The following is a 23,988-nucleotide window of genomic DNA, read 5'->3' on the forward strand; positions in this document are numbered from 1 at the left end:
AAAGACGCGGAGAAAAATTTCTGGCAGACTGTTTGTAAAGGCACGATGAGGTCTCTTCTGATTTGTTAGCGCAACCAGTAGATCACACTTCATCGTGCTTTTCATTTTTCTGGGGAACCCTCAGCCCGTTGGGAGAGGGCAGGGGTGAGGGGAACAGGGGAAACCGGTACTTTCTGCGCCCGATACGCGCTGGGCGAGCAGCCCGTCAGGCGATTGAAAAAGCGGGCAAAATAGGCCGGATCCTTAAAGCCCAACTGCCACGCAATCTCGCTGACCGTACTGTCGGAAAAGAGCAACAGCCGTCTGGCTTCGCGCAGCTGGCGGTCGAAGATCAGCCGCTTCGGCGGACGGTTGGCGAAGCGGCGGCAGATATCGGTCAGGCGGGATTCGGTCAGGTGGAGTTCACAGGCGTAGTCCGGCACCGTCCAGTGCTGGTGATAGTGGGTGTCAATCAACTGGGTAAAGCGCTGGAACAGTTTTAACTCACCGCGCATGCCGCCTGAAGCGTGGTCGTCGAGCCTGGCGTTACGCAGCAGCAGTGTAAAGACCGCCTGCGCGAGCAGCACCAGGGTATGCTCGCGCCCAGGAAGTTGCCCGGTGGATTCCCTGGCAATCAGCTGCCAGTAGTGCCTGAGCGCCGCCAGCTCGTCGGGCTTATCGGCCAGCGACAGGCAGATACCCGGCAGGCCAAACGCTTCTCGCGTGCCGGGGTAGAGCACCTCCAGCAGCGGCCAGATGAGATCCTCGCGTACCGTCAGAACGTGACCATCGCTGTCGGATTCGGTGATAAACGCGTGCGGGACCGACGGCGGGGTAATGACGAACAGCGGAGCCTGCACCGAGTAGCGATGATCGTCGAGCTGGAGTTCTATCTGCCCGGTATCAAGAAAGTGCATCTGAAAATACTGGTCGTGACGATGCGCCTGCATGTCGCGGCCAAAAAAGGCCGCCATGCGGGCGAACGACTGATAGTGCACATCGTCGGTGCCCAGACTTTCGTCGTACTCTTTGCTGATATCGATATTGGCGACGGGGCTTTGGCACATAGCTCCTCCTCAGTGGATCTTCTGTGCCGCCATCCCCGGATCGCGCCCGAGGCTCTCCTGGCGGGTCATTGGGATCCGCGTCAGCACCAGCGCGCCCACCACCAGCAGCCCGGCGACAAACCACAGCCCGGAGCTGAAGCTGCCGGTGGCATCACGCAGAATGCCGATCAGCAGCGGGCTGACAGCGGATCCGACGTTGCCGATAGCGTTGATCACCGCCAGCGCCACCGCACGGGACTGCAGGCTAATAACCTGATCCGGCGTGGTCCAGAATATCGCCATGGCGGTAAACGATCCGGTTGAGGCCATGATGATGCCAAGCAGCTGGATCAGGCTGTGATCGGTGGCCGAGGCCAGCATCCATCCCGCCGCCGCGAAGAGATACGGCAGGATGGTGTGCTTTTTTCGCTCTTTCAGCCTGTCGGAGCGACGGCTCCACCAGATCATGCCGAGGATGGTGCAAAACTGCGGGATCGCCGCCAGCAGGCCGATCACAATGTTGCTGCTGCCGGTGTTGAAGCTTTGCAGGATCTGCGGCGTCCAGATGTTGATCGCACTCAGCGTGTTCGTCAGGCAGAAATAGGCCAGCGTATAGAGCAGTACCGCCGGAGTCAGGACTTCACGCAGCGTTGAACGCGGCGTGGCGGCATGCGTCACCGCCAGCTCTTGCTCACGGGCGATCATGGTTTTCAGCGTTTGCTTTTCTTCATCATCCAGCCAGCTGGCCTGATCCGGGGTGTCGTTAAGGTAGAACCAGGTCACCACGCCGAGCACCACCGACGGCAACCCTTCCAGCAGAAACAGCCACTGCCAGCCTTTCAGATTCCACAGCCCGTCCATCGCCAGGATGTAGCCGGAAAGAATAGAGCCGAGCATCATGGTTACCGGCATGGCAATCATAAACAGTGCGTTGGCGCGGGCGCGGTGATAGGCCGGGAACCACCAGGTGAGATAGACCAAAATCCCCGGCAGGAAGCCAGCCTCGGCAATGCCTACCAGCATGCGCAGCACATAGAGCGTTTCCGGGCTGGTGGCGAACATGGTGCAGGTGGACGCGATCCCCCACACCACCATGATCCCGGCGATCCAGCGCCGGGCGCCGATCTTCGCCAGCATGATGTTGCTTGGGATCCCGCAGAGCACGTAGGTGACGTAAAAGAGCGTCGCCGCCAGGCCAAACATGGTGGAGGTGAGGCCCAGATCTTTGCCCATCGTCAGCCCGGCAAAGCCGATGTTGATGCGATCGAGAAACGAAAAGACAAACAGGATAAAGAGAAACACGATCAAACGACGGAACAGCTTATTTATAACGCGATGTTCAACAGCTTTATTATCTTGCAGGGTAGAGGTCGTCATGGTGCGCTCCAGATCTTACGTTTAGTAGACGGATTTATTGTTATTAACTGACGTAACCGGGTGATCGATAAAACGTGCCGCCAGCGCTTCGGCGCTGCGGGCGAGCAGGGTGGTGTCGACGCCGACAGCGACAAACAACGCACCGAGTTCGAGATAGCGTTTTGCCAGCGGCTCGTTGGCCATCAGGATGCCGGGCGCTTTGCCGGCGCTCAGGATCTGCGCGATCGCCTGTTCAATGGCCGCCTGCACTTCCGGGTGCTGAGGATTACCGGCAAAGCCCATGTCGGCGCTCAGATCCGCCGGGCCGATAAACACCCCGTCGACGCCGTCCACATCCAGGATCTGCGGCAGGTTTTTTAGCGCCTCACGGGTTTCGATTTGCACCAGCACGCACATGGCGTCGTTGGCCTGGTGCAGGTAGTCCGGGATGCGGTTCCAGCGTGAGGCCCGCGCCAGGGCGCTGCCCACGCCGCGAATACCCGCAGGCGGATAGCGCGTGGAACGGACCGCCAGACGGGCTTCTTCGGCGTTTTGTACCATCGGTACCAGCAGGGTTTGCGCGCCCACATCCAGCAGCTGTTTGATCTGCACCGGATCGTTCCACGACGGGCGGACGACCGGCTGGCTCGGATAAGGGGCAATGGCCTGCAGCTGGGTTAAGACGGTCTGCACGGTGTTCGGCGCATGTTCGGCGTCGATCAGTAGCCAGTCGAAGCCAGCCCCCGCCAGCAGTTCAGCGCTGTAGCTGCTGGTCAGCCCCAGCCATAAACCAATCTGTGGTTTTCCGGCTTTCAGCGCCGTTTTGAATGCGTTTTGCATGGTTATCTCCTAGACAAAGCGGCAGCTGATGGAGCCCATGTTGCCGTAGTCCACGTGGAAGGTATCGCCTCTGCTGGCCGCGACCGGACGGGTAAACGAACCGCCAAGGATGATCTGCCCTGGCTCAAGCTGCACGTCGTAGGGGGCAAGTTTGTTGGCCAGCCACGCCACACCGTTAGCCGGGTGGTTGAGTACGCCCGCGGCGACGCCGGTCTCTTCGATCACGCCGTTGCGATAGAGCAGGGCGGAGATCCAGCGCAGATCCAGCTCGTCGGGCTTAATCGGACGGCCGCCGAGGATCACGCCCGCGTTGGCGGCGTTATCGGAGATGGTGTCGAACACCTTGCGCGGGCGCTGGGTTTCCGGGTCAACGTTGTGGCAGCGGGCGTCGATCAGCTCCAGCGCGGGGATCACGTAATCTGTGGCGTTGTAGACGTCGAAGATCGTGCAGTTCGGTCCGCGCAGCGGTTTTGCCAGCACGAAGGCCAGCTCCACCTCAATGCGCGGGACGATAAAGCGATCGACGGGGATGTCGCTGCCGTCATGGAAGAACATATCGTCCAGCAGCGCACCGTAGTCCGGCTCGCTGATCTGCGAGCTGGCCTGCATTGCTTTTGAGGTGAGGCCGATCTTGTGGCCTTTCAGCACGCGGCCTTCGGCGATTTTCAGGTTCACCCATTCGCGCTGTACGGCGTAGGCGTCTTCAATCGTGATCTCCGGGTACTCCAGCGAGATCGCGCGGATCTGCTCCCGGGACTGCTCCGCCTGATGCAGGCGGTGGGCGATCAGGGTATGGGTGTGTTTGTCGAGCATGGCGATATCCTGTTTTATGTTTGTTTTCTCCCTCTCCCAGTGGGAGAGGGACGGGGTGGAGGCATCGGGCCGCAGAGATTTCCCCTCACCCTAACCCTCTCCCAAAGGGAGAGGGGACGGTATTACGTAAACAACGCGTGTACGTTGTTTTGTTTGTAATTGAGCGTCGGGTGCAGTTCGTCGAGCTCAAACGACAGCGCCAGATAGCGGGCGGCCATGAGGTTGGCAAAATGCGCTTTGATCAGCGCAAACAGCATCTCCCCCACGGCCTCGCGGCTTTCCAGGCTGCGCCCGGCGCCAATCTTCAGCGTCATATGTACAAAGGCGTAATCCTGCTTGCCGTCCGCCATCTGCCAGGTATCCAGCCAGTGGGCGCGGCTGCGGATACCGCCGATGGGGAAAATGCCGGTGGCGGCCAGCGCCTCGTTCACTTTGGCGAACAGCCCCGGCAGGTCGGCCTGCTCGCGGATGTTGTCGGTACATTCAGCGATAAAATGCGGCATGGTGGCTCCTTACGCGGGCAGCGGGAAAACGGCGTTAACCTGGCCGGTACCGGAGCTGGCGAACAGCTCGGTGAGGAATTCAACCTTGCCGTCGTATTTGTCCCAGCCGAGCATGCCCAGCAGCATCACCGTGTCGTGCATGTTGCCCTCGCCATAGCAGTAATCGGCGTACTCCGGCAGCATGCTGCAGAACTCTTTGAACTGGCCTTCGCGCCATAGCTTCACCACCCGTTCGTCCATCTGGCGGTCGAACTCGCGGGTGTAGCTGTTCATCCCTTCTTCCGCACGCTGGTCGTCGATAAAGCGGTGCGACAGCGAGCCGCTGGCGAGCACCGCCACGGTGCCGTCATACTTTTCGATGGCGCTGACGATGGCCTCGCCCAGCCTGCGGCTGTCGGCGAAGTCGTGAACCGTGCAGAACGCCGAGATGGAGACCACTTTGAAGTGCTTATCCGCGTTCATGTAGCGCATCGGCACCAGCGTGCCGTACTCCAGCTTCAGGCTCGGGATGTTGTGCGCTTTGGCGCGCACGCCAAGCTTGACCGCCTCGTCGGCGATCAGCTGCCCGAGCTCCGGGTTGCCGTCGTAGTCGTAGGTCATGTCGCGGATAAAGTGCGGCAGCTCGTTACTGGTGTAGATGCCTGAAAAATGGTCCGCACAGTTGATGTGATAGGCGCTGTTCACCAGCCAGTGGGTGTCGAAGACGATGATGGTATCGACGCCCAGCTCGCGGCAGCGCTTGCCGATCTCTTTATGCCCGTCGATGGCCCCCTGACGGCAGCCGTGGTTTTTACCCGGCAGCTCAGAGAGATACATTGACGGTACGTGCGTGATTTTTGCCGCTAACGCTAACTTTCCCATTTTAGATCCCCCATTTTGGAATCGGATGGTCGCCCATGGAGATGCAGACGTTCTTCATCTCCGCGAACACCTCAAAGCTGTACTCGCCGCCTTCGCGCCCGGTGCCGGAGGCCTTCACGCCGCCAAACGGCTGGCGCAGGTCGCGCACGTTCTGGGTATTCACGAACACCATGCCCGCTTCGATATTGCGCGCCAGACGCAGCACTTTGCTGACGTCCTGGGTCCAGATGTACGACGCCAGGCCGTACTCCACGTCGTTGGCCAGGCGTAGCCCTTCCGCTTCATCCTTGAACGGCAGCAGGCATGCTACCGGGCCGAAGATCTCCTCCTGCGCCACGCGCATGCGGTTGTCGACATCCGCCAGCACCGTCGGGCGCAGGAAGTTACCGCCTTTCAGGTGCGCAGGCAGGTCGGCCGGTTTGTCCGGGCCGCCCGCCAGCAGGGTCGCGCCCTCCTCAATGCCCAGGCGGATATAGCCGGAGACTTTCTCCCAGTGCTGTTGGCTAATCAGCGCGCCAATCTGGGTGTTCGGATCGGTCGGATCGCCCACGCGCAGGCGGTTGGCGCGCTCGGCGAAGCGTTTAACGAATTCCGGGTAGATGCTCTGCTGGATGAAAATGCGCGAGCCCGCGGTGCAGCGCTCGCCGTTGATGGAGAAGATGGTGAACAGGGCGGCGTCCAGCGCGCGCTCAATGTCGGCATCTTCAAAAATCAGCACCGGGGATTTGCCGCCCAGCTCCATGGAGTATTTCTTCAGCCCGGCGTTTTTCATGATATTGCGCCCGGTGGCGGTGCCGCCGGTGAAGGAGACGGCCCGCACGTCGTGATGGCGCACCAGCGCATCGCCTGCCGTGGCGCCATAGCCCTGCACCACGTTCAGCACGCCCGCCGGAATACCCGCCTCCAGCGCCAGTTCGCCCAGACGGTCGGCGGTCAGCGGCGAGAGTTCAGACATCTTCAGCACGGCGGTATTCCCCAACGCCAGGCATGGGGCGACCTTCCAGGTAGCGGTCATAAACGGCACGTTCCACGGCGACACCAGCGCGCAGACGCCCACCGGCTGCACCAGGGTGTAGTTCAGCATCTTGTCGTCAACCGGGTAGGTTTTGCCGTTCATCTGCTGGCACACTTCGGCGAAGAACTCAAAGTTGTGCGAGGCGCGCGGGATAAGCACGTTTTTGGTCTGGTGGATGGGCAGGCCGGTGTCGGCGGTTTCCATCGCGGCAATGTCCGGCACGTTCTGGTCAATCAGATCGCCCAGGCGACGCATCAGACGCGCACGCTCTTTCATCGGCAGGTTGGCCCACTTTGGGAAAGCCTCTTTTGCTGCCGCCACGGCCTGATGGATTTCCGCTTCCCCGCCGGCGGCGACTTCTGCCAGCACCTCGCCGGAGGCCGGATTGGTGGTGTGGAAGTAGTCGCTTCCCGCCACGTTTTTGCCGTTGATCCAGTGGTTAATCTTTTTCATTTTACCGTCTCCTCACTCACAATCCGGTTTACCAGGCGACCCACGCCTTCTACTTCCACCACCACTTCATCCCCCGGTACCACGTCGGACAGTCCTTTTGGCGTGCCGGTGGCGATCATGTCGCCCGGCTGCAGAGTCATGAATTCGCTCAGGTATGCAATCAGGTATGGAATGCTGAAGATCAGATCCGCCGTGGTCCCTTCCTGACGTAATTCACCGTTGACGAAGGTGCGCAGGGTTAAGTTATGCGGATCGGGAATGGCTGCTTTTGGCACGATGTTGGGGCTGATGGGGGTTAACCCGTCGCGGCTTTTGACCCGCAGATTCGGGCGGTAGTAATTTTCGAGATAGTCGCGAATGGCGTAGTCGTTACAGACCGTGTAGCCCGCAACAAAATCCATCGCCTCGGCTTCACTGACCTTACGCGCGGTTTTGCCGATGACCACCACCAGCTCCGCCTCGTAGTGCATGTACTCAACGTTGTCCGGGCGTACCGAGGTCTGGTTGTCGCCGTTGAAGGTATTGGGCGCTTTGATAAATACCAGCGGCTCGGTCGGTGGCGTGAATGCCAGCTCGCTGGCGTGATCGGCGTAGTTCAGGCCGAGGGCGAACAGCGTAGGGTGAGGGTGCGCGCCCTGAGCCATCGCAACGTCGCGTTCATCCACCACCTGGTTTTCCAGTGCAGGGAACCCTTCCGCCAGAATGCGTACCCGATCGCCCGGGCGGATCTCGACGCGGCTTTGCGGCGTGCCGAGCAAGATCGCATCGCCCGGATTCAGGGTCGCGAACTCGCTCAGGGCGCTCAGCAGTTCGGCGGCGTTGCGCTGTAGCCCGGCGGTGTTCCAGTGGTCCGCTTCGCGGCCGTTGATTTCGGTGATGATAGTCAGGTTATCCACGTTGTCGACGGCGACCAGCTCACCCAGCGGACAAAACCCGTCCCGGCATTTGGCTTTGATTGCCGGGCGATAAAAGCTCTCTTCCGGCAGGCTTACCTCGTTGGCCAGCGCGTACCCGGCGATGTAGGCCGCTGCGTCCTCCACGCGAACTTTGCTGGCCGTTTTGCCCACCACCAGCGCGACGGTTGCGCCGCTCAGCACCGTCTCACCCTGCGGGAACGGGATGGGTTCACCTGCGCGGATCACCGTGTTGTGTGGCTTGATAAACCACACCGCGGTTTTTGGCGGGGTGTTGTAGGGGGCTTTTTCAAACGCCTCAGCCCAGGCGTCGCGCTGGCTTTGGTGGTTCAGCGCCACGGCAAAAACGGTACCTTTCATTGACATACTCCTCAGGCCGGAACGCCGGCGTTGATTTTGTTAATATGTTAATGATTTGGTTTTATGCTTTTGCTGATTATTTCGCAATCAGAAGTGAAATATTTGTGATATGAATAACAATAAATTTACATTTTCGTTTAAAATGATATATTTATCATCGTGTTAATAAAGTGCTGTTGTTTCTGTTAGACTTTTCGATGGTCAAAAAGCAGTTGATTAAAACAGCGATTTTGAATTGTTTACTTGTTAACAATAAGCGGGAGTGGCTATGCATGATTCTTTAACTATCGCCCTGTTGCAGGCGCGGGAAGCGGCGATGTCTTACTTCCGACCGATTGTGAAGCGGCATAACCTGACCGAGCAGCAGTGGCGCATTGTGCGAGTGCTGGCTGAACATCCCTCGATGGATTTTCACGATCTGGCGTTTCGGACCTGCATATTGCGCCCGAGCCTGACGGGCATTCTGACGCGCATGGAGCGCGACGGTCTGGTGCTGCGCTTAAAACCGGTCAATGACCAGCGCAAGCTGTACGTGTCGCTGACCAAAGAGGGCAACGCGCTGTATGAGCACGCCCAGGCGCAGGTGGAAGAGGCGTACCAGCAAATAGAGGCGGAATATACGCCGGAGAAGATGAAACAGCTGACGGCGCTGCTTGAGGAGTTTATCGCGCTGGGAAACCGCCATAACGCAGCGCGTGACGAAGAGTAAAAACCACAAATTAAAGGATGATTTTCGTAAAGTTTTCCCTTTCCAGGCCGAAAATTCTGTATCTGTCTGAAGGAAGAGAAAACATGTTAAACCGTATCAAGATTGTCACCAGCTTAATGCTGGTTCTAGCGATATTTGGCCTTTTACAACTGACCTCCGGTGGTCTTTTCTTCAATGCCCTGAAGCATGACAAAGAGAATTTCACCGTCCTGCAAACCATTCGCCAGCAACAATCCACGCTGAACGCCAGCTGGGTGGCGTTGCTGCAAACCCGTAACACCCTGAACCGCGCGGGCATCCGCTACATGATGGATCAGAACAATATCGGCAGCGGCGCGACCGTGAACGATCTGATGCAAATTGCCTCTGTGTCACTGAAACAGGCGGAAAAAAACTGGGCTGCCTACGAAGCCCTGCCGCGCGATCCGCGTCAGAGCGACGCTGAAGCGATGGAAATTAAGCGTAACTACGATATTTATCACGGCGCGCTGGCGGAGCTGATTCAACTGCTGGGGGCAGGCAAAATTAACGCTTTCTTCGATCAGCCTACCCAGAGCTATCAGGATGGTTTTGAGAAGCAGTATGTGAACTACCTGCTGCAGAACGACAAGCTGTATCAGATGGCGGTGGAAAACAGCAACAGCTCTTACAGCCAGGCGATCTGGGTGCTGATCAGCGTGCTGATCGTTGTGCTGGTGGTCATCGTGGGCGTGTGGCTGGGTATCAAGCAGGCGCTGATCTCTCCGCTGACCCGTCTCATCGACAACATCCGCCATATCGCCAGCGGCGATCTGGTGAAGCGCATTGAAGTGGAAGGCGCTAACGAGATGGGTGAACTGGCCGACTCGCTGCGTCATATGCAGAGCGAACTGGTACGTACCGTTGGTGACGTGCGTAACGGCGCAAACGCCATCTACAGCGGCGCGAGCGAAATCGCGATGGGCAATAACGATCTCTCTTCCCGTACTGAACAGCAGGCCGCTTCCCTGGAAGAGACCGCAGCCAGCATGGAGCAGCTGACGGCGACCGTGAAGCAGAACGCCGAAAATGCCCGCCAGGCGAGCAACCTGGCGCTGAGCGCGTCTGAAACCGCACAGAAGGGCGGGAAAGTGGTGGATAACGTGGTGCAAACCATGCGCGACATCGCGGGCAGTTCGCAGAAAATTGCCGATATTATCAGCGTGATTGACGGTATTGCCTTCCAGACCAATATTCTGGCACTGAACGCGGCGGTTGAAGCTGCACGTGCGGGTGAGCAGGGGCGCGGATTCGCGGTCGTGGCAGGTGAAGTACGTAACCTGGCCCAGCGCAGTGCCCAGGCTGCCCGTGAGATCAAGAGCCTGATTGAAGACTCCGTCGGTCGTGTGGAAGTGGGCTCAACGCTGGTGGAAAGCGCCGGTGAAACGATGGGTGAAATCGTTAATGCGGTGACCCGCGTGACCGATATCATGGGCGAAATCGCCTCTGCCTCTGATGAGCAGAGCCGCGGTATCGATCAGGTTGGTCTGGCGGTGGCGGAGATGGATCGCGTGACTCAGCAGAACGCCTCGCTGGTGGAAGAGTCTGCTGCTGCCGCTGCGGCGCTGGAAGAGCAGGCGAGCCGCCTGACGCAGGCCGTCGCGGTGTTCCGTATTCAGCAGGAGCAGATGAAAGCACGTGAGTTTGCCGCTGCCAAAAGCGTTGCTGCACCGGTGGTGATGCGTAAACCGGCGACCGCGGATGCGGGCGATAACTGGGAAACCTTCTAACGCCGTGCGTGGTGCCGGGTGGCGGCTACGCCTTACCCGGCCTACGCAATGACGGTGCGCCGTCGGGCGATATTACAGAGGCAGGCGCATGGCACAGCGAGCGTCATACGCTAAACCGTGCGCCGTCTCTTCTTCGCGTTTTTCACGCAGTTCAGGTGTCAGCGTCGTTATCATTTCAAACCCCAGCCGCGCATAGAACGGCGCATTCCACGGCACGTCCCGGAAGGTTGTCAGCGTCAGCGATGCCAGCCCCCTTTTGCGGGCCTGGTCAGCGACACAGGCGATGAGCCGTCGGCCGATCCCTTTTCCCTGCCAGTCCAGATGCACCGAAAGCTCCACGATGAACAGCGACGAAGCATGCAATTCTGCGAGGATAAAACCGACCGGCTGGTCGTTGGCCAGCGCCAGCCAGCTCAGTCCGCGTTCGGCGTAGTCGAGATGCTGCTCAGCGGAAATGACCTCGCCCTCTGCAAGCCAGGCGAGTTCCGGGTAATCCCGGAAACGCTCGCCCGCCGCGCGTTCTATGGCGGGCAGGGCGGTGACGTCACCGGGGCGTGTTGGGCGAACGGTGATGTTAAGGCCGACACGCATTAGCCTGCGTTACCCACGATTTTAATTTCGACCATGCCAATCCCGAGCTCGCGCGGTGAGTGACCGAGAATATTGCCTTCATTGGTAGATTGCGGCTCTGGCGGCACAATCACCAGGGTATTACTCCGTGAAGGATTATCGAAATGCAGCGTGGTGGTGCTGACTTCGTTGCCAAGGGTCAGCGTCTGCTCGCTGTCGCCCACCCGTACCGGAACAGGGCGGTTAGCATTAGCGCCATACGCTTTGGCGGTGATCACCAGATCGAATTTCTGCGGCAAGGGGTGGGCATACTCAATTTTTACCTCATTGCCCAGCTGTGCGTTGGACCAGCGACCCCAGGACTCCGGACGAGAGATACCGCTGAACTGTTTAACTTCTTCCGGCGCACCGGCGACGTTGAAGATAAAGCTGTCGGCTTTATAACGAATATCGTTGTCGACGATTTTCAGCATATCAATGTTGCGCTGATAGCGGGCGGTATCGATAACCGTATCCCTGAAGGCGGTTTTGCCCTTCCATACTGGCTTATCTACGTGCTGCACGGTTTGCTCCCCGCCAAGCTGCCCCTGAGAGACGCACCAGTCCGTCGACAGCGCCAGCGGCGGCGACCAGAGCTGGCCCATTTTGTAGCACTTATCGACCCAGACAAAGTTATCACGCGGGGCAAACTCCGCCAGCTGGAAGCGCAGCGGCGCCGAGTATTCGCTTTCAGGCAGCGGCTCAACGCGGTTATCCGACACGCGCAGTAGCAGCGGCAGCCGGAAGTGGCTGCCTGAGAAGGCGATCGTTTTTTTATCCTGATCGATAGTGAAGTCTTTCATCTCTTTCGGGAAGTTCCACAGACGTATGATATCCGGCTTCCAGGCGAGGATTTTTTCCTTCATGTTGAGGAACACTTCGGACAGCGATTGTCCCGACAGCGTGCTGCGGCCCAGGCCAATAAAGTTGTCACCGCCAAGAATATCCAGCACCGTGGCGCCGTTATCCATCGAATTACGCTTGGTGGCGATTACCTCCTGCTGCGGTTTGTCGCCGCGCAGAACGAAGAACAGGTTGCTGCGATCCTGTTTGTTCAGCTGATCCCAGGCGCTGTTTTTCATCGCCAGATGGTCTGAAGAGACCACGATCACCGTGTTTTTGAACCAGGGTGAGGTTTTGATTTTCTGAACAAGGGCGGCGATATGCTCCTGGCTACAGGTGACGGCGCTGAAGGATTTATTATCTTTTCCGTCAATGTCGTAGCGTTTGCGCTTGCAGGTGCGCGAGACGAAACCGTCAGGATGGTGAGTATCTACCGTCAGGGCAAAGAGGGAGAAGCGTTTCCCGGCGCGGGACAGTTCTTCGAATTTTTTCCAGGTCTCCTCCAGCACGGTATCGTCGTAGAAGCCCCAGTCGTTGCGGTAAGTGGGGTCGGCGACGGTCGTTTTTAACTCTTCTGAGCCGTACAGATGATCAAACCCGTGTGATTTCAGGAACACATCTTTCCCGGCAAAGCGCAGGTTGGCCCCCTGGACAAAATAGTTCTCGTAACCGGAGTTTTTCAGGATGTCGCCCAGGCAAATATTCTGCGGGAAGAAGCTCGACATTGAAGCTGAGGCGTTGCCTTCAAAGGGGGCAAACAGAGGAATGCCGCACTGGGAGGCGACCATTCCGGCAATGGTGTAGTCGGTGCCGGGCAGCTGCATGGTGTGACTGAAGTCGAGGCCTTCGTTTTTCAGCGCGCCCAGATCCGGCGTCAGGTTCGGGAAGGCGTCGTTATCGAAATAGGTCCTCTCCAGACTCTCGCCGTAGATGTACACCAGATTAAGCTTCGGGTTGGCTATCGTTTTCGATGGCTCTTTATAGTACGCCACGAAATCCGGGTCACCGTCGCGCGACTGGGATTTCACCAGCTCGGTGATCTGATGAAATGCCGGGCTGGCATCCACGGAGGCCAGCGCAAGGAAAAGCGCCAGCAGGCTGTAGCCATGGTGGTGCGGAAGATGACGGCGGCGGCGCAGCACCCAGGCGAGCGCGCCAAAAATGGTCACCAGCGCCAGCACCAGGCCCAGACCGGGGAGGACATATTTACCCACGCCCGCGCCCGTCAGGCTATTGGTCAGGGTGTAGAGCACCGCATCGTTTATCCCGTCTCCGGTAAAGTAATCGCTGGCGTAGAGCGTAATGTTTAAAACAATAAAAATGCCGAGCACCACCAGCGTGGCGATAAACCACCAGGTGTTACGGCCAGCTTTCCAGGCGTAAACGCCGATGGAGGCCAGAAAAAGGGCAAGGGACATTAACTCTGACAACAGCATATCCTCATGACGCCAGGTGCTTCGCTGGCTAATTGATTATTTTTTGGGTAATACAATGTAATGGCGATGTCGCTAAGCTGCAATTTTAGTGTCACGAAAGTGTGCCGTTGTTAGGAATTGGTTTAGAAAATCGTTTTTTTGAAGGCGGTCGCATCCTGCTGTACGGATGCTGAGACGAGGGCAGAAGGGGAAAATGCCGGTTTCACGCCGCGTTGCAAGACTAACGTATTAAACGCGGCGTGTTGTGGCAGGAAATGGGGCCGATCAGGAGATGAAATTAACGCCTTGTTTCAGCACCAGATCGCAGGCTTTGGTTTTCACCTGTTTCGCCAGAGATGAGTTGCCAAGGGTGCTCAGATTCAGCTGCTGACCATTTTGCGCGTTCAGCAGACCCTGAATGCCGTCCATGTAGTTGGTGTCGGCTTTCTGCTCCTGGGTGTCCAGACCCAGCTTACCGAGCACCTGATTTTTCACATTTTGCGCATCGGTCACGGAAGCCAGCTTTTGCTTCGCACAGTATTCCAGGATGCCTGCTGCGTTGTTCATGGTGCCGGCACTCAGACTCTGGGAGCTATTGCCCAGCAGGCTGGTGAGGGAAGAGGCTGACAGCCCGCCCTGAGTGCTGCCGCTCTCTTTGGTGAGTTCGCTGGCGGCGCTGGAGAGGGACTCTTGCCATGACGCGGCATGGGCCATGCCGGTGACCAGCAGGGCGCCTAAAAGTGTGCTGAAAAGAATCTGTTTTTTCATAATGGCTTTCTCAAAAAGGTCCGTTTTGGGCCGGAAGGGGTCCAGTATATACCTCCGCTCCGGCGGCGATTCCTGGAACTGTCTTAATACTCTTTACCGGTGACGCGGCTGCGATAGCTTTCCCAGTCAAAGATGACGTAGAGGCTGTTGCCCAGCTTCATGCGATCCATCACGCGCTCGCCCAGTAAGCGGGTCATCTCGTCGATATTGTGGTTGGTCAGCATGCCGGTGGGACGCTTGGAAGAAGAGCGGCGATCGACAATCTGGTTAATGATCACCTTTTCATAGCGGGATTCGGTTTGAACACCGATCTCGTCAATAACCAGCAAATCCACATTGCTCAGATCGTTAAGCAACTGCTCTTCGCTGGTTTCACGGTTGCTGAAGGTATCTTTCATGGCAGACATGATATCGGCCACGGTAATGATTAACACCGATTTCCCGCGCAGAAGCAGTTCGTTGCAGATGGCGGCGGCCAGGTGATTTTTACCGGTTCCGGGCTTACCGCTGAAGATAAAGCTGGCGATGTTGCCGTCGAATTCGTCCACGTACTGCCGGGCGGCGGCCAGGGCGTTCATCTGCCCGTTGGTCTCAATTTTATAGTTATCGAATGAGCAGTTCTGATGCAGGGGGCGAATACCGGAGCGGTTAAAGGTACGCTGCATTTTCATCGCCCGGTTTTCACGGGCGAGGGCGGCAGCGCGGATCTCACCCTGTTCTTTTTGCCACGCCAGAAGTTCTTCACCCGTTGTGAAGGCAGGCTTCACATTGGCTGGCATCATCTTTTGCAGTCGTTTCATCAGGTCGCCGACGTTTTTCATTTCGCACCTCGGAATCCATTAGGGATCTGTTTATCCGGTTCTGAAAAAGCGTTGATATCGCGTTTTGGCTGGCCATTATTGCTGGCGCGGTTAATTTGCAGATGGCGGGCGAGCTTTTGCTGCCACTGAATGTGGGTGAAGACTTTGCCTTCTGCCTGCCACCAGGCAATAAAGGCGGCAAGCTCCTCAGGGGTAGCCGGTTGCGTCAGCGCAATGCCCCACAATGCCGCCTGCCGCTGGAAATCCACATCCGGATGCCAGCCCGCGTACAGGGCAAATTTCCCCATCGGCACCGTGACGGGAGCGTTACCCGGCTCTTCAAAGAACTGGTTATCGAGCGTGACGTCACTTGCCGGGCGCGACAACCGCGCTTCTATCTCCAGAAGCTGCGCCAGACGCTCCGGGGTGATGGCGTAAAACGCCGGGGCGTTGTCGGCCAACACTGCTAGCGTTCCGCCTTCGGCGTGCGTCAACACACCGCGGGGATCGCGCATAAAGGCATCAATACCAGCAATGCTGGTGGTCAGAATTCTGGAGGACATAACGCTTTCTCTACTGATTACTACGGGCGTGATATGGGCTTATGGTAGCACAGAGAGGATGAGGGAATGGAGGGGATTTCCCCGGTGGCGCTGCGCTTACCGGGGCTACAGTCGTAGGCCTGATAAGCGCAGCGCCATCAGGCATTTATCACGCGATGATATTCAGGGTCACGTCGATATTGCCGCGGGTCGCGTTAGAGTACGGGCACACAATGTGCGCGGCATCCACCAGTTTTTTGGCTTCTGCAGGATCCATACCTTCAACGTGAATGTTCAGTTTGGCTTCGATACCAAAACCGGTTGGCAGTGGACCAATTCCCACTTCACCTTCAATGAAGGCCTCTTTTGGCAGCGTAAATTTGTCGCGCGCAGCCACAAATTTCATCGCCCCCAGGAAACAGGCAGAGTAGCCGGCAGCAAACAGCTGTTCAGGGTTGGTCACTTCGCCACCCATGCCGCCCATCTCTTTTGGCACACCCAGTTTGACGTCCAGGACGCCATCGGAAGAGGTTGCGCGGCCGTCACGGCCTCCGGTCGCTTTTGCTTTGGCAGTGTAGACAACTTTTTCTAAAGACATGGCAGGTTCCTCATCTTACGTTAGTGTGTGCTATTAAATAGCGCACGATGTATTTGGATAAATAAATACGCGTAAAGTATAGCCTTACGCGTGATGTAACTGATGTCGCAAAAGTTCAAGCTGCTGCTTGAGTGCCAGCATGGTGTCAGTGTCACATTGCGCTGCGCATCCCACCGCGTGAGGGATCCCGGAGGCCTGCTGCTGCAGCTCACGTCCCGCATCGCTCAGCGTGACGGCAACCTGGCGTTCGTCTTTACGCGAACGCTGACGGTTGATCAGCCCGGCGCTTTCCAGACGCTTCAACAGCGGCGTCAGGGTAGCAGAGTCAAGAAACAGCCGCTCACCGATGTCCGACACCGTAATGTCATCCTGCTCCCACAGTACCAGCATCACCAGGTATTGCGGGTAGGTCAGGTTAAGCGGCGCCAGCAGTTGCCGGTACAGCTTGTTAAGCGCCAGGTTTGCCGAATAGAGGGCAAAACAGAGCTGGTTATCCAGCAGAAGCGCGTTGGTGGTGTCGTTCGTTTTTGCGTTCATGAGTTGAATATAGATAGTGCGCGATATAATTGCAAGCAATTTTATGGGCAGGTATAACGAAGCGCCACCTGAACGGCCATTTTCCGGTAGTGCTGGCGCTGAGCTTGCTCGTCTGCTCCCTCTTCAAACAGCAGCGTAAAGGTGTAGCTGTTGGCAACATAGTGGAAGCTGAAGCTGCTGATCAGGCGGTGAAGATCCCGCGGGTCAACCGACTGGCTGAACAGCTGCTTTTCTTTTCCGCGCCGCAGGATATCGTCGAGCAGGTCGAGCGCGCTGCGGTTGACCTGGCGCAGGTAGCTGGATTGCTGCATAAAGCGACCACGCTGCATGTTCTCCATGCAGATAATACGAATGTAATCCGGGTGGTCTGCGTGGTAGTCAAAGGTGGCTTCCACCAGGTGCACCAGCGCTTCAACCGGCGGTATGTCTGCAAGGCTGAGCGCTTTTTCACTGGCGCGGATCCGGGTGTAGACGTACTCAAGAACGAGAAGGTAAAGATTTTCTTTGTTCTTAAAATGGTAAACCACCATCCGTTTAGTGGTGCCTGCTTTCTCTGCGATCTGCTCCATGCGGGCGCCGTTCAACCCATATTCGGCAAAAAGGGCGATAGCGCTCTGAAAGATTTTTTCCTTCAGGCTGGATTCTTCACTGTGCTCAGGGAGTTCGCTGCCAGGGTTTGCCACATCCTTTCCTTATCGTCACTAAACGGAATAGAAAGATTATCCCCATGGCAGCGAAATAACACAAACATCAAACGCGCGGGCGTTTGCGGTAAAGCCACAGCCCCGGGATCGACAACCCGATAGAGAGTGCGCCAACAATAGATGAGGCCTTAAGAAAGTTGCTCAGAAGCAGGATCATTTGTGGCTCGGTGTAGCCAAAGTGGCTGATTTTTACCGCTGAAATCATGGCCGTATAGGCTGAAATGCCGGGGAACATCGGGATGACGGCCGCGACGGTGAACACCTTAGGGTGCGCCAGATACCAGCGCGACCACTGAATACCAATGCTGCCGACCAGCATGGAGGCCATAAAAGTTGACCACTCGATGTTAAAACCAGCGGTCATCATGATCATTCTCGAGCCATGACCGATGGCGCCCAGCAGCGCACACCATGGCAAAGCGCGCTGCGGGACGTTGAAGACCATCGCAAAGCCGACGGCGGGAATGGCGGCCAGGATCATGTCCTGCATCAGTGCCAGCAGAAACGTTATCACGCCCATCCGCGTAACCCCCACAGCGTCATGGCCATCACTACGCCGATACAGGTTGCCAGCGTAAGCAGGCTGGCAATCGCCCAGCGCGCCAGACCGGTATTGATGTGCCCTTTAAACATATCGGCAACGGCGTTAATCAGCGGGAAGCCCGGAACCAGCAGAAGCACGCTGGCGGCCATGGCGATGGTGGGCGTGTTGGCAAACTGCGGCAGGCGCAGCAGCAGCCCCGACACCGTGGTGGCAACAAACGCGGTGATGCAGAAGTTAATTTGTGGGTGCAACTGCCGGTGCGTCAGTACCTGGCGCACATACATGGCGATGCTGCTGGCGCAGAAGGTCACGAACGCGCCGTCCCAGCCCCCTTTATTGAGCTTACAAAAACAGGCGCACGATAACCCCACCATCAACACCACCAGCCAGCGAGGATAACGTAGGGGTTTGATTTGGTTGAACCGTTTTTCTATCTCTTTCAGGTCGAGCAGCTTATGTTCAGCCAGAATGACGATGTGCTGCACTTCGGTTACCACATGCATATTAATGCCGCGGTCGTGGTTTTTACGGGTAGAGGTGAGGCACTGGCCATCTTTGATGGTGGTCAGCACGATAGCGTTCGATGAAATCGCGCTTTCGACGCTATCCATCCCCAATGCCAGCCCCAGACGCGTCGAAAGCTCCTCGACCAGGGCGCTTTCCGCCCCGTGCTGGAGCAGGAAAAGTCCGCACTGAATACACAGCCGCGTGGTGGCACGCTGCATCGATATTTCTGCCTGCATGTAGTGTCCCGAAGTGTTGGTGAGTCGCTTGCCTGTTGGCCCCTGATGCTTACTTTTAGCACAGAGTGCGGTATCCCTTGCTCTGGGTCAGATCAAGATTCCTGCAAACAGTTGCAGCCCGGTTCGCGAAAGAGAATGAGGTTTAAATATAAATGCGATGAATTTATATGATTCGAAATATAGAATATTTATATTAAGTTATTCTTATTTTATATTTTCATTATTTTAATGCTCTTGCAATTAAATTTAATTGCGCTTTGTGAGATATTAGCGTTGTTTTAGGCCTTTCTTAAGCTAAGAACATATCTCATCTTCTGCTTGTATTAATCAGTCTACACTCAGGGACGAAAAAACATAAATCTTGATGCGTTTAGACGCTACTCATCAAATGAAAAATGGACACGGAGGGTCTATGTTGTCATTGAATGGTAAACATGGCGTAGTTATTAGCAGGGTACCCGTTATGCAAAACGGGTTAGGCAGCGTTATGGCAAACCATTTCCCAGAATTTGAATTGACTTATTGTCGTTCGCTGCAGGAGTTAACGTTACTTCAGCTTCGCCGGGCTAATGTCATTATTGCTGATATTTCAGGTGAATACAGGAAACCCCGGGGAACGTTAGAAGAATATTACAACTTACTGAACCAATACCGGGATATTCACTGGATTTTTATGGTCTCTCGTCCCCTTTATCCCATTGCAGTGGAACTGCTTATGCGCCCGGAAAGCACGTTGCTTTCAGAAATGGAACCGATTGAAGGCGTGATTAATGCTATTCGTGCAGGTAGCGAGCGGGCGGAGCGGATAAGCCAGACGTTATTGTCTCCTGAACCCGCCGAGGCGGAAACCGAAGACGAACCGTTTGTTGCGCTGACCCACTCTGAACGCAAAGTGTTACGCCTGCTAGGTAAGGGCTGGGGAATTAACCAAATTGCTACCTTGCTCAAGAAAAGCAACAAAACAATCAGTGCGCAGAAAAACAGTGCGATGCGACGGTTGTCGCTGCGCAGCAATGCCGATATGTACGCCTGGATTAACAGTGCACAGGGAATGAGAGAGCTGAGTTTAATGTCAGCCTATGGAGAGTATGAGGAATGGAAAAAACCGATACACCAGGACATATCGCTGTCATCGAAAATTGCACAATGAGTGCCATTGGGCTGCAGCATCTTTTTGCGATGCCGATGCTCAGCCATTATCGACTGCACCTCTTCAGTCAGTTCGAAAGCTTTAAAAAGGCGCTGACCAATATCTCTTTTTTCTCGGTGATCTATTCGCTCTCGGATGCGCGTGAAGAGCGTCGTAACTGCCTGGCTTCCCTGCGGGATCTCGCTTTCACCCATAGCGATATTCAGCGAATTGTACTTGCGTCTGATGACATGGAAGCGCGCCTGATAAGCCATCTGTCGCCTTCTCGTCTGCATGGCATTGTGAGTAAATCGGTACCGCTGAGCCACCTGCAGGAGGAGCTGGTGGTGCTATTGAGAGAGACGCATCATATCAATGACAATATGCTGAACCACTGGTATGTCAATCAAAACAGATTGTTAAGCCCAACGGAGCGGGCGATATTGCGGTATATGTCTTTCGGGTTTTCCATTCCTGAAATCGCGACACAACTTGAACGCAATATTAAAACCATCCGCGCGCACAAGTTTAATGCGATGGTGAAACTGGGGGTGAATTCTGACGTAGGGTTGCTTGATGCGGCGGATATTCTTACTCATCTTCCGGCAAGAGACATGCGCTGTTCGGTGTCGGGCTCGCCGGCATTTTTATAATCGGTGATTTTTTGATGCGCCAGATACATTCTGGCACATCAATTAAATGCATACATCGACCCACTTTGCGGACGTCAGCTCAGCCATCCGGTCTGGAGAAATGCGCACGGCGCTGTGGATGGCACCTGCGGCGGGCAGCACTTCCGCGTACTGTTTTAACGAAATATCGCAGTAAACAGAAAGTGGGTTTTCCAGCCCGAACGGACAGACTCCCCCGACGGGATGGCCTGTAATCGTCACCACTTCATCACTACTGAGCATGCGCGCTTTTGCACCAAAGGTATCTTTCAGTTTTTTGTTGTCCAGACGCGCATCGCCTTTCGCCACTACCAGAATCACCTCATTTTTTACTTTTAGCGATAACGTCTTGGCGATTTGTCCCGGCTCAACGCGATGAGCGGCAGCAGCCAGCGCAACGGTCGCGGTACTCTGACTCAGTTCAATGATTTCTATATCCGGCGCGTTGTCGGCAAAAAACTGCTGTACAGACTGCAAACTCATTGTTTCCTCCTGACAAATATCCTGCGTAATCTGTCATAAGAATTTATCTGCTGTAAATATCTCTTAAGTAACAAATATCCTACATGGCCGATTTCTGGATCGCCTTCACATTCACGGAAACCGGTTACAGTAACCGGTTGCAGAGCGTGAATCAGAGATTAATACTGAGGACGTAACGTCCCCTGTATCCAATAATAAGAGCACATTATGAAGCCATTCCGTCTGAGCAGTACCGCTGGTACACGAGCCAGCAAGGTTGTGAAGCTGATTTATGGAACAACGTGTGGCGTGAAAACGCCCGTATCGAACGTCTGACAGGAGATCTGCTATGTCTGCCAACCATGCTGCGTTTAATCTGATATTCCGTTTCGTTGAAAATTACGTCAGTCCCATTGCCGGGCGGATCTCTTCCCAGCGTCATGTTATGGCTATCCGCGACGGGTTTATCTCCGCGATGCCCTTCATGATTGTCGGTTCATTTTTGTTAGTGTTTGCTTACCCACCGTTTTCGCCAGACACCACCTGGGGCTTCGCGCGCGCCTGGCTGGACATGGCAAAGCAATTTGAAGGCCAGATCCTGACGCCGTTCGATATGACGATGGGCATTATGTCCATCTATATTTGTGCGGCCATTGCCTATAACCTCGGCAAACACTATGTGAAATCGCATCAGTTAGATCCGTTCATGTGCGCCATGCTGTCGCTGATGGCGTTTCTGTTGGTGGCTGCACCTAAGACCAAAGGCACGCTGCCCGTAGACAGCCTGGGAGGCACGGGGATCTTTACTGCGATTTTGGTAGCAATCTACTGCGTTGAGATGATGCGTTTCCTCAAAGCGCACAATATCGGTATCCGTCTGCCGGACCAGGTTCCTCCGATGATCAAAAACTCCTTTGATCTGCTGATCCCGGTGCTGGTGGTTGTACTGACGCTCTATCCGCTGAGTTTGTTGATTCAGTCTCAGTTTGGCATGCTGATCCCGCAGGCCATTATGTCAATCTTCAAACCGCTGGTTTCCGCTGCGGATTCTCTGCCTGCCATCCTGCTGGCGGTGTTGATTGGTCATTTATTGTGGTTCGCAGGGATCCACGGGGCGGCAATTGTCTCCGGGATGCTGCAGATGTTCTGGCTGACCAATCTCGGGGCTAACCAGACCGCCCTGGCGGCAAGCCAGCCTCTTCCCCATATCTTTATGGAGGCGTTCTGGACGTTCTTTATCGTGATTGGGGGCTCGGGCGCGACAATGGGGCTGGTGTTCTGCTACCTGCGCAGCCGTTCAGCGCATCTGCGCTCAATCGGACGTCTGAGCGTGGTGCCGAGCATCTTTAACATCAACGAACCGGTCATCTTTGGTACGCCGATCGTCATGAACCCGGTGTTCTTTATTCCGTTCCTGCTGGCGCCGATGGTCAACGCCGTGCTGGCCTGGGCGGCAATGAAGTTTGATTTGATAAGCCGCGTGATCTCTGTTGTGCCATGGACAGCACCCGCACCTGTGGGCGCCGCATGGGCGCTGGGCTGGGATTTCCGCGCGGCCATTCTGGTAGTGGTGCTTGCGTGTGTCTCAGCCATCATCTACTTCCCGTTCTTTAAAGTGTACGAGAAGCAGCTGCTGGAGCAGGAAGCGGAAGAAGCGCAGCGTAATGCGGAAGCGGAAAATCAGCAGGTGGCCTAGGTAAAAGCAAAACGGCAACATAAGTTGCCGTTTTTAGTGTTTGTTCCCTCTCCCTGTGGGCTGAGGGTTTCCCAGTAATTTTTTAACCATAAGCGATAACGCTGCTCTCAGAATGACTGAGAACATTCAGCGATGCCCTGGTCCGGCTGTAAATCGCTGAGGCGTTTCCTGCAGGCCGGGGCGAGGCGCAGGGATGCGCCGAGAGGGCGGCTTTACAGGGACGTTACATCCGCCCGTCCCCGATAAGCCGGAAGGAATAAGCCGAAGGCACCGCGAAGCGGCGATTTACCGCCGGGAGCCCGGGTCGCCAGGGTGGTGGCGACTGAGCCACCCTGGCACGTTCACAAGTCATGCCGTTACAGAGTAGCAAGGAACATAAAGTGAACGGAATGACCTCCACAGCCGTATGTTCCCCCTCACCCCCGCCCTCTCCCAAAGGGAGAGGGGGCCGTCTGTGCAGGCATTATTTATGGGGATCCCTCAACCCTGTGGGAGAGGGCCAGGGTGAGGGCATCAGGCCGGTCCTGACTACTTCAGCGTACAATCCCCGCACTGCTGAACGTCCGGCAGGCGATAGCGCTGGCAGCAGGTGCGGCGCACCAGAAGCCCGTCACGCGGCACCACGGTACGGAATAATGGGTTATCGCGGCCATCCGCAAGCTGTTTCGTAAAGAACAAGGACTGACGCAGGGCATCCACCTTCTCATCACCGAGCAGGGGCTTCATTTCCGTCAAATACCAGTGGATTAAATAGCCGGTATTACTCCAGATAAGCTTCCCATTGATCTCACCTGTCTCTTCCAGAGCATTCACTACCGGCATCAGGGCGCGGGTCACGAGCCGCTCCATCCGCTGCGTGGCAGAAAGATGCATGGCCGTTGGGTCTTCGTGAAGATCGATCCAGAAGCAGGCCGCACGCCCCGTCTCGTGGAACTCAACGTGAAAATACTCGGGGGAGAGATCCAGCATGGTCTCCTGGGTGAGCAATGCCAGCATAAGCGGAGGCGCCATCAGGCCGATATACCATTGCGCCCAGAGAGAGAGCAGGGGCTTATTTTCCCGCGTAAGGGTGGGTTGATTGCGATAGATATGGTCAGAATAGGTTGCCAGCAGCGACTGGCGTTTTGCCGGCTGCTGCCACTGTGCCAGTGTCATGGCGTGGTGCGGATGCGGCTCATCCAGTTTGATAAAGTCCAGCAGATGGGCACGGGTTGCCGCTATCTTTTCGCGTATGGCTTCCGCAAGCGAAGAGTCTCCCGTGGTGAGACGGGCTCGCCAGAGGAGGGGGTCAACAGTCTGTACGGTATGAGTGGCCATAATAGATAGAAAT

Annotated in this window: 25 protein-coding genes; 5 read left to right on the plus strand and 20 right to left on the minus strand. The window is 56.2% G+C overall.

The window, feature by feature from the left end; all coding sequences use genetic code 11:
* Positions 1–101 precede the first annotated feature (101 nt).
* The 8 genes from hpaA to hpaG all read right to left on the minus strand — a co-directional run bounded on the left by hpaA (position 102) and on the right by hpaG (position 8,140).
* Positions 102–1,046 (minus strand): 4-hydroxyphenylacetate catabolism regulatory protein HpaA, encoded by a 945-nt coding sequence (gene hpaA / locus PUZ33_RS21845; protein WP_058681492.1) that lies wholly within the window; start codon positions 1,044–1,046, stop codon positions 102–104.
* A 9-nt stretch (positions 1,047–1,055) separates the two neighbouring features.
* Positions 1,056–2,402, minus strand: a complete 1,347-nt coding sequence (gene hpaX, locus PUZ33_RS21850) for a 4-hydroxyphenylacetate permease (RefSeq protein ID WP_058681493.1) — start codon at positions 2,400–2,402, stop codon at positions 1,056–1,058.
* Between the two features lie 21 nt (positions 2,403–2,423).
* Positions 2,424–3,221 carry a 4-hydroxy-2-oxoheptanedioate aldolase gene (hpaI, locus tag PUZ33_RS21855; RefSeq protein ID WP_058681494.1) on the minus strand — a complete coding sequence of 266 codons (798 nt, stop codon included), beginning with the start codon at positions 3,219–3,221 and terminating at the stop codon, positions 2,424–2,426.
* 9 nt (positions 3,222–3,230) lie between these two features.
* Positions 3,231–4,034, minus strand: a complete 804-nt coding sequence (gene hpaH / locus PUZ33_RS21860; protein ID WP_038981112.1) for a 2-oxo-hept-4-ene-1,7-dioate hydratase — start codon at positions 4,032–4,034, stop codon at positions 3,231–3,233.
* Positions 4,035–4,156: 122 nt separating this feature from the next.
* Positions 4,157–4,537, minus strand: a complete 381-nt coding sequence (locus tag PUZ33_RS21865) for a 5-carboxymethyl-2-hydroxymuconate Delta-isomerase (RefSeq protein WP_058681496.1) — start codon at positions 4,535–4,537, stop codon at positions 4,157–4,159.
* Positions 4,538–4,546: 9 nt separating this feature from the next.
* Positions 4,547–5,398, minus strand: a complete 852-nt coding sequence (gene hpaD, locus PUZ33_RS21870; RefSeq protein WP_013095453.1) for a 3,4-dihydroxyphenylacetate 2,3-dioxygenase — start codon at positions 5,396–5,398, stop codon at positions 4,547–4,549.
* 1 nt (position 5,399) lies between these two features.
* The gene (gene hpaE, locus PUZ33_RS21875) at positions 5,400–6,866 is read right to left on the minus strand and encodes a 5-carboxymethyl-2-hydroxymuconate semialdehyde dehydrogenase (protein WP_013095454.1); all 1,467 of its coding nucleotides are present in this window, start codon (positions 6,864–6,866) and stop codon (positions 5,400–5,402) included.
* Positions 6,863–8,140 (minus strand): 4-hydroxyphenylacetate degradation bifunctional isomerase/decarboxylase, encoded by a 1,278-nt coding sequence (gene hpaG / locus PUZ33_RS21880; protein WP_058681497.1) that lies wholly within the window; start codon positions 8,138–8,140, stop codon positions 6,863–6,865. The genes hpaE and hpaG overlap by 4 nt, the downstream gene beginning before the upstream one ends.
* Before the next feature lie 268 nt (positions 8,141–8,408).
* Between hpaG and hpaR the strand changes: the two genes are divergently transcribed.
* A complete protein-coding gene (gene hpaR, locus PUZ33_RS21885) occupies positions 8,409–8,849 on the plus strand; it encodes a homoprotocatechuate degradation operon regulator HpaR (RefSeq protein ID WP_013095456.1) in 441 nt (146 codons plus the stop codon).
* 83 nt (positions 8,850–8,932) lie between these two features.
* Complete coding sequence (gene tsr / locus PUZ33_RS21890) at positions 8,933–10,597, plus strand: methyl-accepting chemotaxis protein (RefSeq protein ID WP_029882181.1); 1,665 nt, start codon at positions 8,933–8,935, stop codon at positions 10,595–10,597.
* 72 nt (positions 10,598–10,669) lie between these two features.
* Here tsr and PUZ33_RS21895 read toward each other — a convergent pair whose 3' ends face one another.
* The 10 genes from PUZ33_RS21895 to PUZ33_RS21940 form a co-directional block, all read right to left on the minus strand.
* Entirely contained in the window at positions 10,670–11,188 is a 519-nt protein-coding gene (locus PUZ33_RS21895; RefSeq protein ID WP_062676864.1) for a GNAT family N-acetyltransferase, read from the minus strand.
* A complete protein-coding gene (gene opgB / locus PUZ33_RS21900) occupies positions 11,188–13,479 on the minus strand; it encodes a phosphatidylglycerol--membrane-oligosaccharide glycerophosphotransferase (RefSeq protein WP_058681552.1) in 2,292 nt (763 codons plus the stop codon). The genes PUZ33_RS21895 and opgB overlap by 1 nt, the downstream gene beginning before the upstream one ends.
* A gap of 270 nt (positions 13,480–13,749) precedes the next feature.
* Entirely contained in the window at positions 13,750–14,232 is a 483-nt protein-coding gene (locus PUZ33_RS21905) for a DUF2501 domain-containing protein (protein WP_013095460.1), read from the minus strand.
* 83 nt (positions 14,233–14,315) lie between these two features.
* Positions 14,316–15,053 (minus strand): DNA replication protein DnaC, encoded by a 738-nt coding sequence (dnaC, locus tag PUZ33_RS21910; RefSeq protein ID WP_013095461.1) that lies wholly within the window; start codon positions 15,051–15,053, stop codon positions 14,316–14,318.
* Positions 15,050–15,595 carry a primosomal protein DnaT gene (gene dnaT, locus PUZ33_RS21915; protein ID WP_045902511.1) on the minus strand — a complete coding sequence of 182 codons (546 nt, stop codon included), beginning with the start codon at positions 15,593–15,595 and terminating at the stop codon, positions 15,050–15,052. Before dnaT ends, dnaC begins: the two co-directional genes overlap by 4 nt.
* A gap of 148 nt (positions 15,596–15,743) precedes the next feature.
* Positions 15,744–16,172, minus strand: a complete 429-nt coding sequence (locus PUZ33_RS21920) for an organic hydroperoxide resistance protein (protein WP_013095463.1) — start codon at positions 16,170–16,172, stop codon at positions 15,744–15,746.
* Between the two features lie 84 nt (positions 16,173–16,256).
* Positions 16,257–16,709 carry a MarR family winged helix-turn-helix transcriptional regulator gene (locus PUZ33_RS21925; RefSeq protein ID WP_013095464.1) on the minus strand — a complete coding sequence of 151 codons (453 nt, stop codon included), beginning with the start codon at positions 16,707–16,709 and terminating at the stop codon, positions 16,257–16,259.
* Between the two features lie 41 nt (positions 16,710–16,750).
* On the minus strand, positions 16,751–17,392 hold the full coding sequence (locus PUZ33_RS21930; protein WP_013095465.1) for a TetR family transcriptional regulator: 642 nt from the start codon (positions 17,390–17,392) through the stop codon (positions 16,751–16,753).
* A gap of 67 nt (positions 17,393–17,459) precedes the next feature.
* Complete coding sequence (locus PUZ33_RS21935; protein WP_013095466.1) at positions 17,460–17,933, minus strand: threonine/serine exporter; 474 nt, start codon at positions 17,931–17,933, stop codon at positions 17,460–17,462.
* Complete coding sequence (locus tag PUZ33_RS21940; protein WP_029882175.1) at positions 17,924–18,700, minus strand: threonine/serine ThrE exporter family protein; 777 nt, start codon at positions 18,698–18,700, stop codon at positions 17,924–17,926. Before PUZ33_RS21940 ends, PUZ33_RS21935 begins: the two co-directional genes overlap by 10 nt.
* A gap of 412 nt (positions 18,701–19,112) precedes the next feature.
* On the opposite strand from PUZ33_RS21940, the gene PUZ33_RS21945 reads away from it, so the two are divergent.
* Entirely contained in the window at positions 19,113–19,850 is a 738-nt protein-coding gene (locus PUZ33_RS21945; protein WP_020688833.1) for a helix-turn-helix transcriptional regulator, read from the plus strand.
* Positions 19,847–20,482: a DNA-binding transcriptional activator BglJ gene (gene bglJ / locus PUZ33_RS21950; protein ID WP_058681499.1), complete on the plus strand. Its 636-nt coding sequence runs from the start codon at positions 19,847–19,849 to the stop codon at positions 20,480–20,482. Before PUZ33_RS21945 ends, bglJ begins: the two co-directional genes overlap by 4 nt.
* Before the next feature lie 42 nt (positions 20,483–20,524).
* Here the strand turns inward: bglJ and PUZ33_RS21955 are convergent, their stop codons facing one another.
* The gene (locus PUZ33_RS21955) at positions 20,525–20,983 is read right to left on the minus strand and encodes a YbaK/EbsC family protein (RefSeq protein ID WP_013095474.1); all 459 of its coding nucleotides are present in this window, start codon (positions 20,981–20,983) and stop codon (positions 20,525–20,527) included.
* A 328-nt stretch (positions 20,984–21,311) separates the two neighbouring features.
* On the opposite strand from PUZ33_RS21955, the gene PUZ33_RS21960 reads away from it, so the two are divergent.
* Entirely contained in the window at positions 21,312–22,658 is a 1,347-nt protein-coding gene (locus PUZ33_RS21960; RefSeq protein ID WP_013095475.1) for a PTS cellobiose transporter subunit IIC, read from the plus strand.
* A gap of 528 nt (positions 22,659–23,186) precedes the next feature.
* Here the strand turns inward: PUZ33_RS21960 and fhuF are convergent.
* Entirely contained in the window at positions 23,187–23,975 is a 789-nt protein-coding gene (gene fhuF, locus PUZ33_RS21965; RefSeq protein WP_058681500.1) for a siderophore-iron reductase FhuF, read from the minus strand.
* Positions 23,976–23,988 lie beyond the last annotated feature (13 nt).

Origin of the sequence: Enterobacter cloacae complex sp. 2022EL-00981 (genome assembly GCF_028737495.1) — a bacterium.
GTDB classification, from domain to species: Bacteria; Pseudomonadota; Gammaproteobacteria; order Enterobacterales; family Enterobacteriaceae; genus Enterobacter; species Enterobacter cloacae.

Coding starts and splice junctions, on each gene's coding strand:
- hpaA (WP_058681492.1), bottom strand. CDS start 1,046: ATGTGCCAAAGCCCCGTCGCCAATATCGATATCAGCAAAGAGTACGAC.
- hpaX (WP_058681493.1), bottom strand. CDS start 2,402: ATGACGACCTCTACCCTGCAAGATAATAAAGCTGTTGAACATCGCGTT.
- hpaI (WP_058681494.1), bottom strand. CDS start 3,221: ATGCAAAACGCATTCAAAACGGCGCTGAAAGCCGGAAAACCACAGATT.
- hpaH (WP_038981112.1), bottom strand. CDS start 4,034: ATGCTCGACAAACACACCCATACCCTGATCGCCCACCGCCTGCATCAG.
- PUZ33_RS21865 (WP_058681496.1), bottom strand. CDS start 4,537: ATGCCGCATTTTATCGCTGAATGTACCGACAACATCCGCGAGCAGGCC.
- hpaD (WP_013095453.1), bottom strand. CDS start 5,398: ATGGGAAAGTTAGCGTTAGCGGCAAAAATCACGCACGTACCGTCAATG.
- hpaE (WP_013095454.1), bottom strand. CDS start 6,866: ATGAAAAAGATTAACCACTGGATCAACGGCAAAAACGTGGCGGGAAGC.
- hpaG (WP_058681497.1), bottom strand. CDS start 8,140: ATGAAAGGTACCGTTTTTGCCGTGGCGCTGAACCACCAAAGCCAGCGC.
- hpaR (WP_013095456.1), top strand. CDS start 8,409: ATGCATGATTCTTTAACTATCGCCCTGTTGCAGGCGCGGGAAGCGGCG.
- tsr (WP_029882181.1), top strand. CDS start 8,933: ATGTTAAACCGTATCAAGATTGTCACCAGCTTAATGCTGGTTCTAGCG.
- PUZ33_RS21895 (WP_062676864.1), bottom strand. CDS start 11,188: ATGCGTGTCGGCCTTAACATCACCGTTCGCCCAACACGCCCCGGTGAC.
- PUZ33_RS21905 (WP_013095460.1), bottom strand. CDS start 14,232: ATGAAAAAACAGATTCTTTTCAGCACACTTTTAGGCGCCCTGCTGGTC.
- dnaC (WP_013095461.1), bottom strand. CDS start 15,053: ATGAAAAACGTCGGCGACCTGATGAAACGACTGCAAAAGATGATGCCA.
- dnaT (WP_045902511.1), bottom strand. CDS start 15,595: ATGTCCTCCAGAATTCTGACCACCAGCATTGCTGGTATTGATGCCTTT.
- PUZ33_RS21920 (WP_013095463.1), bottom strand. CDS start 16,172: ATGTCTTTAGAAAAAGTTGTCTACACTGCCAAAGCAAAAGCGACCGGA.
- PUZ33_RS21925 (WP_013095464.1), bottom strand. CDS start 16,709: ATGAACGCAAAAACGAACGACACCACCAACGCGCTTCTGCTGGATAAC.
- PUZ33_RS21935 (WP_013095466.1), bottom strand. CDS start 17,933: ATGGGCGTGATAACGTTTCTGCTGGCACTGATGCAGGACATGATCCTG.
- PUZ33_RS21940 (WP_029882175.1), bottom strand. CDS start 18,700: ATGCAGGCAGAAATATCGATGCAGCGTGCCACCACGCGGCTGTGTATT.
- PUZ33_RS21945 (WP_020688833.1), top strand. CDS start 19,113: ATGTTGTCATTGAATGGTAAACATGGCGTAGTTATTAGCAGGGTACCC.
- bglJ (WP_058681499.1), top strand. CDS start 19,847: ATGAGTGCCATTGGGCTGCAGCATCTTTTTGCGATGCCGATGCTCAGC.
- PUZ33_RS21955 (WP_013095474.1), bottom strand. CDS start 20,983: ATGAGTTTGCAGTCTGTACAGCAGTTTTTTGCCGACAACGCGCCGGAT.
- PUZ33_RS21960 (WP_013095475.1), top strand. CDS start 21,312: ATGTCTGCCAACCATGCTGCGTTTAATCTGATATTCCGTTTCGTTGAA.
- fhuF (WP_058681500.1), bottom strand. CDS start 23,975: ATGGCCACTCATACCGTACAGACTGTTGACCCCCTCCTCTGGCGAGCC.